The sequence below is a fragment of the Corynebacterium pilosum DSM 20521 = CIP 103422 genome, from assembly GCF_000373805.1.
GTDB lineage: Bacteria > Actinomycetota > Actinomycetes > Mycobacteriales > Mycobacteriaceae > Corynebacterium > Corynebacterium pilosum.
The window spans coordinates 1-15,560 of record NZ_KB892454.1 but is presented as its reverse complement, the minus strand read 5'-3'; the positions used below and the strand labels follow the sequence as shown (position 1 = coordinate 15,560).

The following is a 15,560-nucleotide window of genomic DNA, read 5'->3' as shown; positions in this document are numbered from 1 at the left end:
TGGTTCTCCTTAGAGGTCTGCGGGGCTTGAAAGGTGGCCGGTGATCGCGGTGGCGGCGGCGACCAGCGGGCTGACCAGGTGGGTGCGCCCGCCCGGGCCCTGGCGGCCTTCGAAGTTACGGTTCGAGGTGGAAGCGGAACGCTCGCCGGGTGCGAGCTGGTCGGGGTTCATGCCCAGGCACATCGAGCAGCCGGCGGTGCGCCACTCGGCTCCAAAGTCGGTAAAGACCTTGTCTAGGCCTTCTTCCTCTGCTTGCTGTTTGACCAGGGTGGAAGATGGCACGACCATCATGCGGGTGCCGTCGGCAATCTTCTTACCTTCGATGACCGAGGCGGCCGCGCGCAGGTCTTCGATACGCGCGTTGGTGCAGGAGCCCAAGAACACGGTGTCGATCTTGATGTCGCGCAGCGGGGTGCCGGGCTCTAGGTCCATGTAAGCCAGGGCCTTTTCGGCGGCAGCCTTGGAGGATTCGTCGTGGAAGTCCTCGGGGTTGGGCACGGTGGCACCCAGCGGTAGGCCCTGGCCGGGGTTGGTGCCCCAGGTGACGAATGGGGTGAGTGCGGAGCCGTCGATTTCGACGACGGTGTCGAACTCGGCGCCTTCGTCGGTAGGCAGTGTCTTCCAGTACTCGACGGCGGCGTCCCAGTCAGCGCCCTTGGGTGCGAACTCGCGGCCTTCAACGTAGTCGAATGTCTTCTGGTCGGGGGCGACCATGCCGGCGCGGGCGCCAGCTTCGATGGACATGTTGCAGATGGTCATGCGGGCTTCCATCGACAACTTCTCGATGGCTTCGCCGCGGTATTCGATGATGTGGCCCTGGCCGCCGCCGGTGCCGATCTTCGCGATGATCGCCAAGATCAGGTCCTTCGCGGTCACACCTTCGGCGAGCTCGCCGGAGACCTCAATGGCCATGGTCTTGAAAGGCTTGAGGCTGAGGGTCTGGGTCGCCATGACGTGCTCGACCTCGGAGGTGCCGATGCCCATCGCGATGGCGCCGAATGCGCCGTGGGTGGAGGTGTGCGAGTCACCGCAGACGATCGTCATGCCCGGCTGAGTAATGCCCAGCTGCGGGCCGACGGTGTGCACGATGCCCTGCTGCACATCGCCCATGGAGTGCAGACGCACGCCAAATTCCTCGCAGTTCTTGCGCAGAGTTTCCACCTGGACGCGGGAGGTCTGTTCCTTAATTTCCAGCAGGTTGCCCGAGATGATGCCTTCGGTGGGCACGTTGTGGTCCTCGGTGGCCAGGTGAAGTTCCGGGTGGCGCATTGTGCGTCCGGCCATCCGCAGGCCGTCGAAGGCCTGGGGGCTGGTGACTTCGTGGAGCAACTGGAAGTCGATATAGATCAGGTCAGGTTCGCCACCTTCGCCTTTCTTTACGACGTGGTCGCGCCACACTTTTTCTGCCAGTGTCAACGGCTTGTCAGCCATGAGCATCTCCTAACTAATCTCACACAGTGGGATGGTAGTGTTCGTTCTATGGGACAGTATAGCGCAGCCAGTGGGATCCAAGTACTTGATCGCGCCGTGGCGATCCTCCACACCGTCGCCGCCGAGCCAGCCGGCGCGCAGCTCCACGACATCGTTGACGCCACCGGTATCCCCCGCGCCACGACCCACCGCCTCGCAACAGCACTTGAGGCCCACGGGCTGCTTGCGCGCACAGCCAACGGCACGTGGGTGACGGGCGGCGCTTTGCGACGACTGGCCCCGACGACCCCCACCATGCTGCTGGCCGCCGCGGCCCCGATCATGACGGAACTAGTCGACACCACCGGCGAATCCGTCCAGCTGTACCAGCTCACGGGCACGACGCGCACCTGCGTCGCCGCGCAGGAACCACCGGTCGGCCTTCACAACACAGTGCCGGTCGGGTCCCAGCTTCCGCTGACTCACGGCTCTGCCGCCCACATCTTCGCCGCCTACTCACAGACCACTCAGTCTGCATTCCCAGACGCGACCCTGAAGGCGGTGCGCGACGAAGGTATCGCCGAATCCGTCAGCGAACGCGAACCCGGCCTAGCCAGCCTGTCCGCCCCCATACTTGGCCCCGACAACGAGCTGGTCGCAGTACTCAGCGTGTCCGGACCGGCGGAGCGCCTCGGCCCCTCCCCCGCAGCAACCTGGGGCGCACAACTCAAAGAAGCCGCCCACCAACTCACCCACGCGATAAATGTATTCCCTACAGAATAAGGCAGCTTAAGCAGACCAGGTGGCACAGTCGCCACCTACTACTTTGTTTAAATTGTCTTTTCTTGAAGGGAAGTTCATGTCGCCTTCGCTAGCGATCATCGGCCTGGGCCCCCGCGGGCTCTCCACCCTCGAACGCACCGTGGCCACGCTCAACGCCACCAAACGCCCGCCCGCAGAGTTTCACCTGCACCTCATCGACGACGCGCAACCTGGGGCACGGGCGACATCTCGGAAGACAAACGCCCAGGTGTCTCCGACGTGCGCGTTGAGATTGACGTGGACGGCGACACAGACCGCGAGACTCTCCAGAAGATCGTCGATGACGCGATCACCTGGTCCCCAGTGGTGAACACCTACACACGCCCAGCAAACTTGACGCACAAGCTAGTCTAGGCACGTGCGCCGGCAGCAGCAGAGTCGGTGCGTGGCCGGGCAGCCCCCACAGCCCTGGGCGATTCGTGGCTCAGCCACCACGCCCAGCGGGCGACACAACTGCTCCAGTGGATCACGAGCAGGCACAGGAAGAGAACACTGACCATCTCAAGCCAAGCGGCACCCGTGGTGAGCGCCAGGTAATGCGCGCCCAGCGAGATGGTGCCGGTGGGGAATGTGGAGCCCCACCAGCCGGGACCATATTCTTCCCACTTCGCAATCGCCGGCCAGAATCGGTACGCGGCATACGCCACAAGAACGATGCCCACGCTAAACATCACGATGCCGTGCAGCGTGCCGTACCAACCGCCGAAGAGCACTTGGGCCGCCGCGGTGGACTGCCCCACGATGCCCAGCGGGATCCACGCGGTACCAGCCGCAGCCCCGGAAGGCGCAAATTTTCCGCGCACAACATCGACATAAACCCGTGCGAAGATCGGGATACCGGTCACCACGGATAACACGAAGCACCCGGCGCCGACATACCAGTACACCGGGCCGTGTTCCGCGGCGAGCTGCCCGCCGCCGGTCGCGCCCACCATGGGAGCCACCAGAGCCAAGCCCCACGTGAAGTTCGGCTCATCCTCAAATCCGCGCAGCTGCAGCAGGCACACCCAAATGGCCAAAGCCGTGCCGACCCACCAGGTGACAATCTGAAAAACGTCCATCCCAGTAACCGACGTCCACGCTGATCCCAGAGCCAAAATGCCCATGGCGTACATCCCCCACGGCCCCATCTTCAGGTGAGTAAACGCAGGTGTACGGTGCACCAGCCAGCCCACCGAAATGTACACGCAGATCCCCGCGGCGATGATGGCGAAGATCCACGGCACCACCGGCCACCCGTGCAAGTTAGTCAGGGTCGCAGCGATGGAGGTACCCATCAGCGACCCAGCCCATGCGGGCCCGGGAGGCGGGAGCTGTACTGGTTTCGTCATAACTGTGATGTTAAGTTCGCCACTGCCATCTTTAGGAGTCCATGCACATGGTGAGGGGTACCATGAAACCATGTACCCCAAGTTGCCGGCGTTCGAGGACCTCCAAGCACTCCACCACGTGGCTCGCACCGGCTCTATCTCCGCGGCAGCACGCGACCAGGCCATCCACCAACAAACGATGAGCACCCGCATCGCCCGTGCCGAGGAGACCCTAGGGCTGACCATCTTCAACCGCTCCCCCTATGGCGTGACACTCACAGAGCGCGGCACGAAAGTCATCGACGCGCTGCCCACCCTGTTTGACGCCGCCGGTGAGTTCACCGCACTCGTCGCCTCGCTTAACGACGATTCCTCCGCCCGCCACCTTCACATCGCCGTTTCAAACACGGTGGCAGAACTCTATTACCCCGTGTGGGCCGCGAAGTTCCACGCCCTCTACCCCACGGTCCAACTGGCGATGCGCCAGGCGAACTCCACAGGTGTGCGTGATCTGGTCACCAGTGGCGAGGTCGCAGTAGGCATCGTCGAAGGCGGCACCTCTCCACATCACCTGGTGGAATCGGACCTTGGTGTGGATGAGTTAGTCGTCGTTGTGCCCGCCGATCACCCCTGGGCGGGCAGCACCGCCACCGCCGACATGCTGCGCACCACGCCCCTCGTCGTGCGCGAGGAAGGCTCGGGCACCCGCGAGGTTGTCGAAGATGCGCTAGGAACCCTTGCTACCCCGGCCGGCGAGTTTGGGTCGCTGGCCTCCCAGCGCGCCGGCATCGTGGCCTTGGGCGCCCCCGGCGTGATCGCCCGGGGCGCGGTATTGGACCAGATCGCGCTCGGCCGCCTGGTGGTCGTCGATACGCCCGGCCTAACGTTCCTGCGCCATCTCACCGCCGTGCGCCTGCGTGGTGCCAGCCTCAATGAAGACGCGGAGGCGCTGATCAATGTCGCGCGCACCGAGCGGGCGTCGTAAAGCTCTCATTCGTACTTTCAAAGCTTGAGCGGATACTCTGATGGCGTAACTCAATACCTGCTTCGCCCCTTCCAAGGAGGACTTCGTGGCAACTGCTTCACCAGCTGCGCCCAAGCACACACCCCAGCACCCTGTCGACGCCGTCCCGCCAGCGCCCAAGCTAGCGGCACTTGGCCTACAGCACGTGCTGGCTTTTTATGCCGGTGCCGTCATCGTTCCGCTTCTGATCGCCAGTTCGCTGAATCTGGACACAGAGACCACCATTCACCTGATTAACGCGGACCTGCTCACGTGCGGCATCGCCACGATTATCCAGGCGATGGGTATCGGGCGCCACATCGGTGTGCGCCTGCCGATCATTCAAGGCGTGACGACGACCGCGGTCTCCCCGATCATCGCGATCGGCCTGGGGGCAACCGGCGGCGAGGGTGGCGTTGCCAGCTTGCCGACGATTTATGGCGCCATCATCGTCGCTGGCCTGTTCACTTTCTTTGTCGCACCGCTGTTCGGGCGTGTGCTGAAGTACTTCCCGCCGGTGGTCACCGGAACGGTGCTGCTGGTGATGGGTACGTCACTCCTGTCGGTGTCAGCCAATGACCTGGTGAACTATGCCGAAGGGGTGCCTGCCACCCGCGATGTGTTGTACGGATTCGGCACCATCCTGGTGATCATTTTGGTGCAGCGCTTCTTCAAGGGATTTCTGGGAACGCTGTCCGTACTGATCGGACTGGTGCTCGGCACGGCTGTGGCCTTCTTCCTGGGCGATACCAACTTCGATGATGTTGGTGACGCGGATGCCTTCGGGATCACCACCCCGTTCTATTTCGGTATTCCGAAGTTTGATCTGATCGCGATTTTCTCCATGATTATCGTCATGATCATCACCATGGTGGAGACCACCGGTGATGTGTTCGCGACCGGTGAGATCGTCAAAAAGCGCATCCGCCGCGGCGACGTGGTCCGCGCGATCCGCGCCGATGGCCTGTCCACCGTCATCGGTGGTGTGATGAACTCCTTCCCTTACACCTGCTTCGCGCAGAACGTCGGCCTGGTGCGCCTCACCGGCGTGAAGTCCCGCTGGGTGGCCGTGGCCGCCGCCGGTTTCATGATCCTGCTGGGCCTGCTGCCGAAGGCCGGCGCAATCGTTGCGTCGATTCCCTCGCCGGTACTGGGCGGCGCGTCCTTGATCCTCTTCGCCAACGTGGCGTGGGTCGGTCTGCAGACCATCGCGAAGGCCGATATCACCGACGGGCGCAACGCCACCATCGTCACCGCCGCCCTGGGACTGGCCATGCTGGTCACCTTCAAGCCGGACATCGCCATGGTCTTCCCAGAGTGGGCCCGCGCATTCGTCTCCTCGGGCATGTCCATCGGTGCGATCACCGCGATCGCCCTCAACCTACTGTTCTTCCACGTAGGCAAGGACGACAGCACCTCCGTGTCGCGCGCGACCGGCACCACCGTCACACTCGATGAGCTCAACTCCATGGAGCGCGAAGAGTTCGTCGCAGCGCTTCGCCCCCTGTTCAATAACGAGACCTTCCCGCTGGAAGCCGCGTGGCAGTCCCGCCCATTCGAAGATGTCAATGAGCTGCGCGCCGCCATCCAGGTCGGTGTGCTCACCGCGGACCGCGACCAGCGCGAGCGCCTCATCCACGACTACCCCGCCATGGATGAGCTGCTGCTGGCCAGCGACGAGGACGCATCCAGCATCTCCGCGGACCGCGGCTCTCTCGGCCTTGAGGACATGGACGATGTTGACGCAGAGCGCGTAACGACGATCGCCCAGAAGTATCACGACACCTTCGGTATGCCATTTGTCGCCTACTTGGACACCAATGACACCGTGGATAGCGTAGTGGAGCAAGGCCTTCGTCGATTAGCGAACTCGCCAGAACAGGAACACCGGGCCGTGCTCACGGAGATCATTGAGATCGCCAATGACCGCTTCGACCTCCTGCTTGCCGATGCTAACCCGGTGCGTTCCGCCTGGGACCGCAAATTCACCGAGGTGGAGTAAGCGGCGTGTTGAGGCCTGTCGTCAGTGCCCTGGTTCTGGTGGCGTCGGTCTGTCTGGCCTCGTGCAGCCCGACCCCGCCCGAACCCGAACCTGAGCCGCAGATCTACCAGCACTACGTGGCGCTGGGTGATTCTTATTCGGCGATGGGATCGCGCGCCGCGAAGACCACCGGCCCGTCGGCGTGTACGCGCTCTGCCGACAATTACCCCAACCATGTGGCGGAACACGAGCGCGTCGAGAACTTTACGGACGTGACGTGCTCGAGCGCGATCACCGACCATGTCGTCGGTACGCGCGAGACCGCCGAGGGCCCCATCGCGCCCCAAGTGGACGCGATTGATTCGGCGACGGACCTTGTCACGCTGAGCATCGGCGGGAATGATTTTGGGTTCCCGGACATCGTCTCCTGCTTCCGAGACGCGGCTTTATCCGATGCGCCCTCGAACTGCGCGGCCCAATTCGCGCACCTGGACACTAGCGATCTCGCCGGAAAGCTGGACATGGTCCACGAGGAGATCGCCACGCGCGCGCCGGAAGCAATGGTGATCGTCACCGGATACATGCCACTGGTCACCGCGGAAGGTTCGTGCGACGCAGCATGGTTCGTCTCCCCCGCCGACCGCGCCTGGGCAGTCACCGTGACCGAGCAGCTTAACGACGAAATCCGTGCAGCCGCCCAGCGCCACGGCGCCCTGTTCGTGCTTCCCGACGATGCCCCCGCTCACACCGCCTGTGCAGAGGCGGACCAGCGGTGGACGGACATCACGGGGATTGCCACAGAAGCTTATCCGCTGCACCCCACCCCTGTTGGCCAGGTAGCTATGGGCAAGGCGGTCGCGCAGGTGCTTTAGGCGCCTGGTGCGTCAATGGCGTCGAGCGTGCCCGGTGGAAAGACCACGTTCTTAGCCAGCGGAATCTGGTGGGAGGCGCTTTCCAGGATGTGCATGAAGTAGCCGGCGGTGTTCGGGATTGCAATGATGTCGCCCGGGGCTACACCCTGCGGAAAGTGGATCGCGCGGCGCAGGATCAGTTCGTCTTCGATGCAGTACGCGCCCACCAGGTATGCCTCGAGGGGTTCGTCGTCACGTTCGGCGCTGCGGTGGGTGCGCACGAGGATCGGATCGACCAGGTAGTCGTCGGAGGTGGTGCGGCACTGCGTGCGGTTCATCGCCAGGCCCACAAGGGGCAATCCGTCGCTGCGGGTCTTGACGAAAGCGACCTCCGCCAGGATGACACCGCAGCCATCCAGCAGGCTGCGCCCCGGCTCCAGGTGCAGGCGCAAGCCACGCGACGACAACGCCTCCGCAATGCCTCCAGAAAGGACCTCTTCCAACCACGGGCCACGGGTGGGCTCCTGCCAGTACGGATAGGTGGTGGTCAGGGGATCAGACTTCCAGGTAAACGGCTGCGTGTAGCCGTCCAGCATGGAGCGGCGCAGCGCGTGATAGTTGTCCCACTGCTGCTTGTCGTCGAGGTAGCTCATGGGCACTCCTCCGCCCAAGTCGATGAACTGTGGCGCGTGCCCGTGATCGCGCAGGGTGTCAGTCAGTGCGATCGCTTCACGAAGCGCTGTCTGCCTGTCGCGCGCCGCATAGCCATGGAGGTGGACGTGCAGGCCGACGATGGTCACATTGGGTACCTCATGGCGCAAACGGTCAGCCCACGTCTGCGCGCGTTCGCCGAAACGCGTCGGTGGCATCGTCGCCGGATCCGGCGCCAGACGCGGCGCAACAAAGGCCGTGCTGCCCTCCGCTAACCGTGAGATGCGTTCTAGTTCAGCCACGCTGTCCGCGGAGATGGTCACGTCGTTATCGATGGCCTGGCTCAACAGCGCGTCGGGTTTGATGGCGGCGGACAAAATGATCTTGTTGCCTTGTACCCGGCGCGCGAGTACTTGCGTGAGTTCATTCTGGCTGGCGACGTCGACGCCGTGGCCTGCGTTGCGGACGGTGTCGACGAAGGTCAGTGCTTTGTTGGCTTTGCGGGCGAAGAAGACGTGGAGCTCGACGCCTTTCTTCGCGGCAGCGTCGACTAGTTCGTCGATGTTGCGTTCCATGTCGTGGGCGTTGAGTACGTTGACGGGACTGGAGAATTCTTCGATGAGTGCCGTGCATGCGTGTGGGTCGTTGAGGAGCTCATCGGCCCACGGTTCTGTGCGCGCTGTCATGGGTGGGATGCCGTGGACGTGCTGCGGGGTTGGGATGACTCGTTGTGCCCAGCGTGGGATGACGTCGTGCATGGTGCGGTTGAGAGTGTCGTTGCCTAGTACGTGTCCTTCGGTGGCGCGTCCGGCGGCTGCTAGGTGGTCCTGGCCGACGAGGGTGCCGTCGGGGTGGGTGTGCAGGGCGCGGGTGTCTCGGTAGAGCTGTGCGTGGCCTGCTTGTACGAGGTTGTCTATCAGTGTGCCCTCTACGACGCCGGGTGGGGACAGTACGCCGTCGACGATCACTGTGGCCCCGGCTTCGTCGGCAAGCGCTGCGATATTTTCTGTACCACGGCCGAGGTAGGTGGTGTCGATGCGCCCGGTGTCGATCAGGTCCAGCAGGTGCTTTGCGCTTTCGGGTGGTGGGCCGAAGGCGACGCGTTCGAGCCGAGTTGTGAGTTCGTCAAGGTCGGTCATGGTGTCGCGGCCGGTGAAGCTGGCGCGTTGTACGAGCGCGTTAAAGATATCGTTGAATGCGCAGGCCACGGCTAGTGCTGGGGTGAGTGGGCGCTGGCCGGTGGCTGCTTGGTAGGAGGCGCGGAGGTCGGCGACTGGGTCGCCGCCGTCGGTGCCGTTGAGGACAGCCTGGATGGCTTGTGGGTCCGCTGTTCCTGTTGCGCGCCGCAGGATCACCTCGGCGTAGTCTGCGAGGATCTGGGTGAGCTCTGTAGTGTCGGCGGCGTGAAGCACGTCGTGGCGGGCTTGGGCTAGTTTAGTGCTGCGGTCGATGTTGAGGTCTCCGGCTTTCACCTCCATGAATCGCCCGGAGCGGGTGACCGGATAGAAGATTTCGGCGACGCAGGAACGGGTGATATCGATGAACGTCAATGCTGCGCCGCGAACCATCACGCGGTCTGAGCTAGTGATGGTCTCTAGTTGTGAGAAAGGGTATGCGGGTGCGATCACCGGCAGCGCGGTATCGAGTTGGGCGTTGGCAAGGCTGCCCGGCCAGGTGGCCGCGTGCCCGGTGACCAGGAGGACCTCGTCGTAAAGCGTTGTGCCGATCCGCCATTGTTGGCCGTCCTGATCAATCTGTGTCACCTCCTGTTCGATGTGACGCAGCCGCGAGCTCGGTGGCACATGAGCGGCGGCGGTCTGCCAGGCGTCGGCAAGGTAGTGCCCCACCATGCTGCGTGGCGGGAAAGGGTCGTCGTGGTTGTCGGTGCGCCAGTCGTCGAAATGTCCCATGCGGGTGCTGATGGCTGAGGAACGAACGTTGAGTAGCCACGAGTCTGGCTGGTTACGTCCGTAGGCACCTTCGGCGCCGATCGGGCCGTGGTTGTAGACGTCGATGGCCACCTGGGTGTTGGTGCGTGCTGCGCGGTCGATCAGTTCCTCGACTGCCCACAGTCCGCGGGGGCCGGCGCCAACGATGGCGATGTTTAAGGTGTTCACGCGTGATTGACTTTCTGTTGGAGCTCTTCGGGCGAGATACCTAGTGTCTGTTCGACCCAGGTGTCGTTGTAGATCGTGTCGAGGTACGGCACACCGCCGTCGTGGAAGATCGCGGCGATCGTTGCGCCGTCCTCGACTTCGGGGAGAAGTTGCTCCAGTGCTGCGGCGACTGCCCCGCCTGAGGCGCCAGCGAGGAAGGCTTCGCTGCGCGCTAAACGACGAGCGCCTGCGACCGATTCCACATCTGGCACACGGATGATCCGGTGTGGAGCAAGGCCGCGCGATAATTCCGGCACCATGCCCGCGCCAAATCCAGGCAGGTGGCGTGTACCGCGCAGGCCACAAAACAGGATGGATCCCACCGCGTCGACTGCGACCACCTGGGTGTCTAGGCCGTGGCTGGCGATATAGCGCAGGCAGCCACCGATGGTTCCGGTGGTGCTCACCGCCACCACTAAGTAATCGGGGGCGGTCCTGAGCGTGTCGACGATCTCTCGCATGGTTCCATCACAGTGGGCGCTGAGGGCTGCGCGATTGGAGTACTGGTCCAGTGTGACAGCATCCGGGATGTCGTCGATAAGTTCGGCGACCTTCGTGCGGCGCGCAGTCAACCAATCCCCCGTTGCTGCGTCCGGCTCTGTGACTTCGTGCACGGTGGCGCCTAGGGCCCGCATATAGGACACGGTGGATCGGTTGGCCTTCGGATCGACGACACAGTGGAAGGTCCACGAGGCGGTGGCAGCTTCTCGCGCTAAGGCCACACCTAAGTTGCCGGAGCTGGACTCCACCACTGTGGTTCCTGCGCTGACGATACCGCGCTGAATGGCGTCAGTAACGATCGCGTGGGCCGTGCGGTCTTTGGCGCTGCCGCCGGGATTGAAGCTTTCAAGCTTTGCCCAGAGGCGCACGCCCGGTGGCCGGTGAGATGCGGCGAAGCGGTCGAAGCGCACGAGCGGGGTGTTGCCGAGTAAATCGGGCAGCGTCTCCCCGGAAGAATAAGACATAAACACAAGCTTATGCTTACGTAGGCAAGGAAAGCGGGACTGTGACGGAGATTACTCCGCGCCGATGGCAGGCCCGATCGTGGCCCACGACTCCCGCATCAACTTCTCAAACACACCCCACGTGTGGGTCCCCTCCACCATCGGATACCAGGTGACGGGCACGTTCTGCTTGCGCGCCTGGTCGACGAAGTGTGCCGAGCACGCATACGAGGCCATTTCGATGCCCATCTGTACGTTAATCCGCGAGGACAGTGGCGCACCGTCGATCTCCCCGGGAACGCCCTGGGCTGCGCCGACAAAGAGCGCGGTGTCACGCAGCCGGTCCAGGTGTAGCACAGGTGAGTGAGCCGCCCATGCCTCATCGCCCGGCAAACCCCACATTTTTGTTGGGTCTCCCCCGTTCATCGTCACCGCCGACGCAGCATAAGCCGTGCCCAGCACCCCAGAGGTCGACGGGCACCCCGAATACGATGCGGCGGCTTTGAAACGATCCGTATCCAGCGAGGCCACAGCCAACGCCGGCCCACCAGACATAGAGATCCCCGCAATAGCATCAGTGCCAGTTCCGTGGAAGTAATCGTCGATAAGCACCGGCAACTCGCGCGTGAGGTACGTGGACCACTTGTTGGAGCCGGTGACGGGATCCTCCTGATACCAATCCGCCTGCATCGAGCTGACCGAGCCCTTCGGCGTGACCACGTTGACCTGCTTGTCCGCGAAGAACTCCTGGTAGTTGCTAGAGTTATACCAGCTCCAGCCGCCGGCCGCGCCATCGGCCCCCATCATCAGGTAAAACGTGGGCCGCGGTGCCGTGTTCTCTGGTCCGCCGGGCAACAGGATGTCGTTTTTCACCAACCTGTCCATCGACGGCGAATACACCGTGAGCTCATACACGTCACCTTCCAGGTGCTGAAGGTCCCGGAACTCGGCCGGTGGCGCATCCGGGTCAGGGAACGTCGCCGAGGCATCGCTGGAGCCCGAGCTTAACGACGAGCCCGTCACCCCTGGCACACCCTGGAACAGGGCCGAGCCCAGCGGCCCCTCCACAAGCTCCGCCGCGGCAATCGCAGGCCCCGAGGACAACGGAACATCCGAGGACAGGCTCGAAGCCGCCGCTGCAGCCGAAGACGCATCATGGGCACTCGAACCGATCGACGAGTAGTCGGCGTGCGGATCCGAACTGGTAGAACTGTAGGAATCCAACGGCGCCTGGGCGTGGGCGACCGGCAGACCCGTGGCGGCTAAGACAAGGGCGGCGCCCATGGCGAACTTTTTCATATGATTAGCGTACCTGGGCTATGTCTGGGTCATACCTGGGTGGGTCTAATCAATCGCCTTTCGATGCTGCGCACACCGGCCTCGAGCGGACCACGCGCAAACCACAGCTTCCACAGCGAAGCAAACACAAGCAAGCCGATCACGGTGATCCACAACGCAAACGGGCCATAATCCACCTCTGATTCTTGGACGGTGTCGTCGTCCGCCTCACCCATGGCTTCCGCCTCAGCGTCCCACAATTCCTGCCAGCCGGGCGATGTTGCAACAAGCTCTTGGTACTGCGCCCACGGCAACCCGCCCAGCGTGTCTTCACTCATCCCGATGTCGTAAATCTGCGCCGGGACGGGCTCCTTCTCTACCCCGCCAATCAATCCAAAGAACCCAGACAGCAGCAGCGTTGCCGTCAGACAGTGCGCAACATAGGCGGTCAGGGCCATCGACCCAAGCGCGCGCAGCGGATATAGAAGCTTTACGACGATGTCCGCGCGGCAGAGCAACAGACATAAAGACACCACGCCGGCGCTTGCGAGAGCAGACACCACCAGATCGCCCAGCGCGCCCGAGTGCGGTTCCACGGATAGCCAAGCGGTGAGAAACGTCTCGGATACTTCGCCATCGACTGTTCCGTTGGTGCCTGTCTGCTCATGCACCACCATCGGGTCACGCGACGACAGCGCCGCCGCTCCAACACCAAGGCCAACGACAGCCGTGAGAGCCTGGACCCGCTCATCTTCAAGAAGGAACCTGTAGCCGAGGATGCCGACCAGTCCGAATGCCAACCACGTAAACACCGGGTAAGACCCAGTGAGGAACTCGGAGTAGACACCCAGCTGGGATGCCGCCTTCTGCACGGCGGTGCCGAGGATCGCCACCCCGACAAGCAGCCAGAGAATGTCGCGGGTCCTCCAGCGGGTCACGGGACCGAGCAGCAGGAGGATGGCCGCAATCGCCGATAGCACGACCACGATGAAGGACTGCACCATCGTGAGCACAATCCCGATCGCAGCGATGATCACACCGCGGACCAGCAGGCGGTAACGACCACGCAGAAGCTCCTCGCCACCGGCCGCATTGCCGCGCGCGGTCATCAGGCATAGTGAGAATCCCGCAAGAACCGCGAACAGTGCCGATGGGTAACCTGAAGACACCGTATGAGCTGGGCCGGAATAGGGCCCGAGGTGGTTATAGACCATTCCCAGGATGGCGATAGCGCGGGCAACGTCTAGGCCCGCAATGCGCGTTTTCATTCGTCCAATTTAGCAATGGACAAGTGTAAAGGCAGCCAGTGGATCACCACTGACTGCCTTAGTTGTACCCCGTACGGGATTTGAACCCGTGTTACCGCCGTGAGAGGGCGGCGTCCTAGGCCGCTAGACGAACGGGGCTTGTGCTCGCGTTTGCGACTTGTTAACAATAAATGAACACTCGCGTATTGCACAAATCAGCTGCTCAGCACGCCAAAAGGATACGGGTAACGTAGTGACGCACCCCCAGCGGAAGTCTGGGGGTGCGTGCTGCTGAACCTTAGCCGCACCTCCGCCACGCGGAAGTTGATCTCTACTGAGCTGCAGGTCGTCTGTGCGGAAGTCTCTGTGGCCCGGGTTCGTGCTCACCCGTAACCACGTCCGCGGTTATTTAGTGGTTGACTCGCGAGGCTTCAGTACATGCCAACTTCGTGGTGCGTGTGCGGTGCCGGTGTGCTGTCGTCTTCCACACCGTCCGGGTCTAGCTCCTTGGCTTCTCGCATATCTGGCGACTGTGAAGCTTGGATTATGGCTATGCCGCGATTAATCCGGGGTACGAAAGGCGATCAGCATGGCTGCGATTGTTGCGTTTCTGATCGTTTCCGATCTCTGCCATCCAATCTCCTTTCTGCCAACTGGTTCAGTACCACTTACCTTAACCCTCCCCAAAAGCGAGGAATAGGGTTTCACAATCACTGCAAGTGGTTCTACCCCATCATCCAGGATGCGCGCAGATCACGCTTATCGTACGACGTGCTGGTCAGGTGTGTTCGCTGCCAATTCGGTAAGGAATGCCTCAGCCTCAGCGCGAGCGCGGAAAGTGTGCACAGCGATGTCGTCAAGCGCACGAAGCTTATCGACGATAACCGGGCGCGACCGTGTTGGGAACATGCTCACGGACTCTTGCACCTTTGATGAGGGGTGCTCCCCTTGCCAGGGAACGTCGTGGCGGGGGCCGACGCGTTGTTGGTCGAGGCCGCGCAGCGCGGTATCCACGGAATAGTCGAGGAAGAAGACGGTGTCGCAGTGGTGCATCCGCAAGTCGAGAGTGCGCTGGTAGTTGCCGTCCAAGATCCAGGCGTCGCTATGCAACACGTTGAGCAGCCGCGACCGAAATACGCTGTGGGTGACCGGGGTTTTGTCAGCGTTCCAGTACAGCAGGTCCATGTGGGTCACTTCGATGCCGGTGATTGTGCTGAGTTGCTGGCTGAAGTGGGTTTTTCCGGTGCCGGGGGCGCCGATAACCATGATCCTTTTCACGACGATCCACCTTGCCAAATTTGATGGCGCACCACAACTAGGCTTGGTGCGCAGGCTTCGCGGGCAATTGAAAAAAATAGGAAGGGCCAGAACGGCTACAATCTGAAGCGAATAGCCCGCCTTTCTGGGTCGCTCTCTTAACTAGTTTGGGTTCTGCGACGTTCGGAGGGATAGTTTACGGACTTATTGTCTCGCTTGTAGTTAGACGAGCAATCCAACGGTCTAAGCCACAGACCAACATTCATTCCTGGCCCACAGCGAAAACCAAGCTAGGACGACCAGCCTCAACGAAAACGCTATCGACACGGGTTACGGGTTAAGGAAAAATAGGGTTAAGGGTCAAAAAGTGTGTCCGGAAACGATGATTTACAGCACCTGGCCACACTAAACACCAAAAATATATGCCACCCAGGCATATACCACCACCATCAGCCCGAAATACACGGTGTGGCACCAATAATGTGATAAGCAGCCATGAACCGTCACGGGTTTCTTGCCGCCTTCCGATAAGGAAGGATCACCAGCATGAAAAAGTCCTACGACCCCGAGTTCAAGACCCGGGCCGTCCGGATGGTCCAGCAGCACCGCGAGGACTACCGATCACTGACCGCCACCTGCACCGCCATCGG

General features: G+C 62.3%; 11 protein-coding genes, 1 tRNA gene and 2 pseudogenes. 6 read left to right on the top strand and 8 right to left on the bottom strand.

Annotated elements, in window-relative coordinates; translation table 11 throughout:
• Positions 1-9: 9 nt before the first annotated feature.
• On the bottom strand, positions 10-1,431 hold the full coding sequence (leuC, locus tag B097_RS0106815) for a 3-isopropylmalate dehydratase large subunit (RefSeq protein WP_018581790.1): 1,422 nt from the start codon (positions 1,429-1,431) through the stop codon (positions 10-12).
• Positions 1,432-1,479: 48 nt separating this feature from the next.
• On the opposite strand from leuC, the gene B097_RS0106810 reads away from it, so the two are divergent.
• From B097_RS0106810 to B097_RS13710, 3 genes and pseudogenes are all read left to right on the top strand, one after another.
• Positions 1,480-2,193, top strand: coding sequence for an IclR family transcriptional regulator (locus tag B097_RS0106810; RefSeq protein WP_018581789.1), 714 nt, complete (start codon positions 1,480-1,482; stop codon positions 2,191-2,193).
• Between the two features lie 76 nt (positions 2,194-2,269).
• Positions 2,270-2,377: pseudogene (locus B097_RS13715) on the top strand (hypothetical protein); the annotation flags it as partial.
• A gap of 23 nt (positions 2,378-2,400) precedes the next feature.
• Positions 2,401-2,586, top strand: a pseudogene (locus B097_RS13710) (OsmC family protein); the annotation flags it as partial.
• Here B097_RS13710 and B097_RS12660 read toward each other — a convergent pair.
• Positions 2,583-3,563, bottom strand: a complete 981-nt coding sequence (locus tag B097_RS12660) for an SLAC1 family transporter (protein ID WP_115324648.1) — start codon at positions 3,561-3,563, stop codon at positions 2,583-2,585. The pseudogene B097_RS13710 and the gene B097_RS12660 sit on opposite strands and share 4 nt — an antisense overlap.
• 70 nt (positions 3,564-3,633) lie before the next feature.
• On the opposite strand from B097_RS12660, the gene B097_RS0106795 reads away from it, so the two are divergent.
• The 3 genes from B097_RS0106795 (at position 3,634) to B097_RS0106785 (ending at position 7,398) form a co-directional block, all read left to right on the top strand.
• The gene (locus tag B097_RS0106795; protein WP_018581786.1) at positions 3,634-4,527 is read left to right on the top strand and encodes a LysR family transcriptional regulator; all 894 of its coding nucleotides are present in this window, start codon (positions 3,634-3,636) and stop codon (positions 4,525-4,527) included.
• An 85-nt stretch (positions 4,528-4,612) separates the two neighbouring features.
• A complete protein-coding gene (locus B097_RS0106790) occupies positions 4,613-6,547 on the top strand; it encodes a solute carrier family 23 protein (protein WP_018581785.1) in 1,935 nt (644 codons plus the stop codon).
• Between the two features lie 5 nt (positions 6,548-6,552).
• On the top strand, positions 6,553-7,398 hold the full coding sequence (locus tag B097_RS0106785; RefSeq protein WP_018581784.1) for an SGNH/GDSL hydrolase family protein: 846 nt from the start codon (positions 6,553-6,555) through the stop codon (positions 7,396-7,398).
• Here B097_RS0106785 and B097_RS13285 read toward each other — a convergent pair.
• From B097_RS13285 to B097_RS12645, 6 genes are all read right to left on the bottom strand, one after another.
• The gene (locus tag B097_RS13285) at positions 7,395-10,145 is read right to left on the bottom strand and encodes an FAD/NAD(P)-binding protein (RefSeq protein WP_018581783.1); all 2,751 of its coding nucleotides are present in this window, start codon (positions 10,143-10,145) and stop codon (positions 7,395-7,397) included. The two genes, B097_RS0106785 and B097_RS13285, sit on opposite strands and share 4 nt — an antisense overlap.
• A complete protein-coding gene (locus B097_RS12650; protein WP_018581782.1) occupies positions 10,142-11,149 on the bottom strand; it encodes a pyridoxal-phosphate dependent enzyme in 1,008 nt (335 codons plus the stop codon). Before B097_RS12650 ends, B097_RS13285 begins: the two co-directional genes overlap by 4 nt.
• Positions 11,150-11,200: 51 nt before the next feature.
• A complete protein-coding gene (locus B097_RS0106770; RefSeq protein WP_018581781.1) occupies positions 11,201-12,427 on the bottom strand; it encodes an alpha/beta hydrolase in 1,227 nt (408 codons plus the stop codon).
• Positions 12,428-12,456: 29 nt separating this feature from the next.
• A complete protein-coding gene (locus tag B097_RS0106765) occupies positions 12,457-13,674 on the bottom strand; it encodes a DUF418 domain-containing protein (RefSeq protein WP_018581780.1) in 1,218 nt (405 codons plus the stop codon).
• 65 nt (positions 13,675-13,739) lie between these two features.
• A tRNA-Glu gene (locus tag B097_RS0106760) sits at positions 13,740-13,812 on the bottom strand.
• Positions 13,813-14,412: 600 nt separating this feature from the next.
• Entirely contained in the window at positions 14,413-14,931 is a 519-nt protein-coding gene (locus B097_RS12645; protein WP_048402601.1) for a P-loop NTPase family protein, read from the bottom strand.
• Positions 14,932-15,560 lie beyond the last annotated feature (629 nt).

Coding starts and splice junctions, on each gene's coding strand:
- B097_RS12650 (WP_018581782.1), bottom strand. CDS start 11,149: ATGTCTTATTCTTCCGGGGAGACGCTGCCCGATTTACTCGGCAACACC.
- B097_RS0106810 (WP_018581789.1), top strand. CDS start 1,480: ATGGGACAGTATAGCGCAGCCAGTGGGATCCAAGTACTTGATCGCGCC.
- B097_RS0106795 (WP_018581786.1), top strand. CDS start 3,634: ATGTACCCCAAGTTGCCGGCGTTCGAGGACCTCCAAGCACTCCACCAC.
- B097_RS0106770 (WP_018581781.1), bottom strand. CDS start 12,427: ATGAAAAAGTTCGCCATGGGCGCCGCCCTTGTCTTAGCCGCCACGGGT.
- B097_RS12660 (WP_115324648.1), bottom strand. CDS start 3,563: ATGACGAAACCAGTACAGCTCCCGCCTCCCGGGCCCGCATGGGCTGGG.
- leuC (WP_018581790.1), bottom strand. CDS start 1,431: ATGGCTGACAAGCCGTTGACACTGGCAGAAAAAGTGTGGCGCGACCAC.
- B097_RS0106765 (WP_018581780.1), bottom strand. CDS start 13,674: ATGAAAACGCGCATTGCGGGCCTAGACGTTGCCCGCGCTATCGCCATC.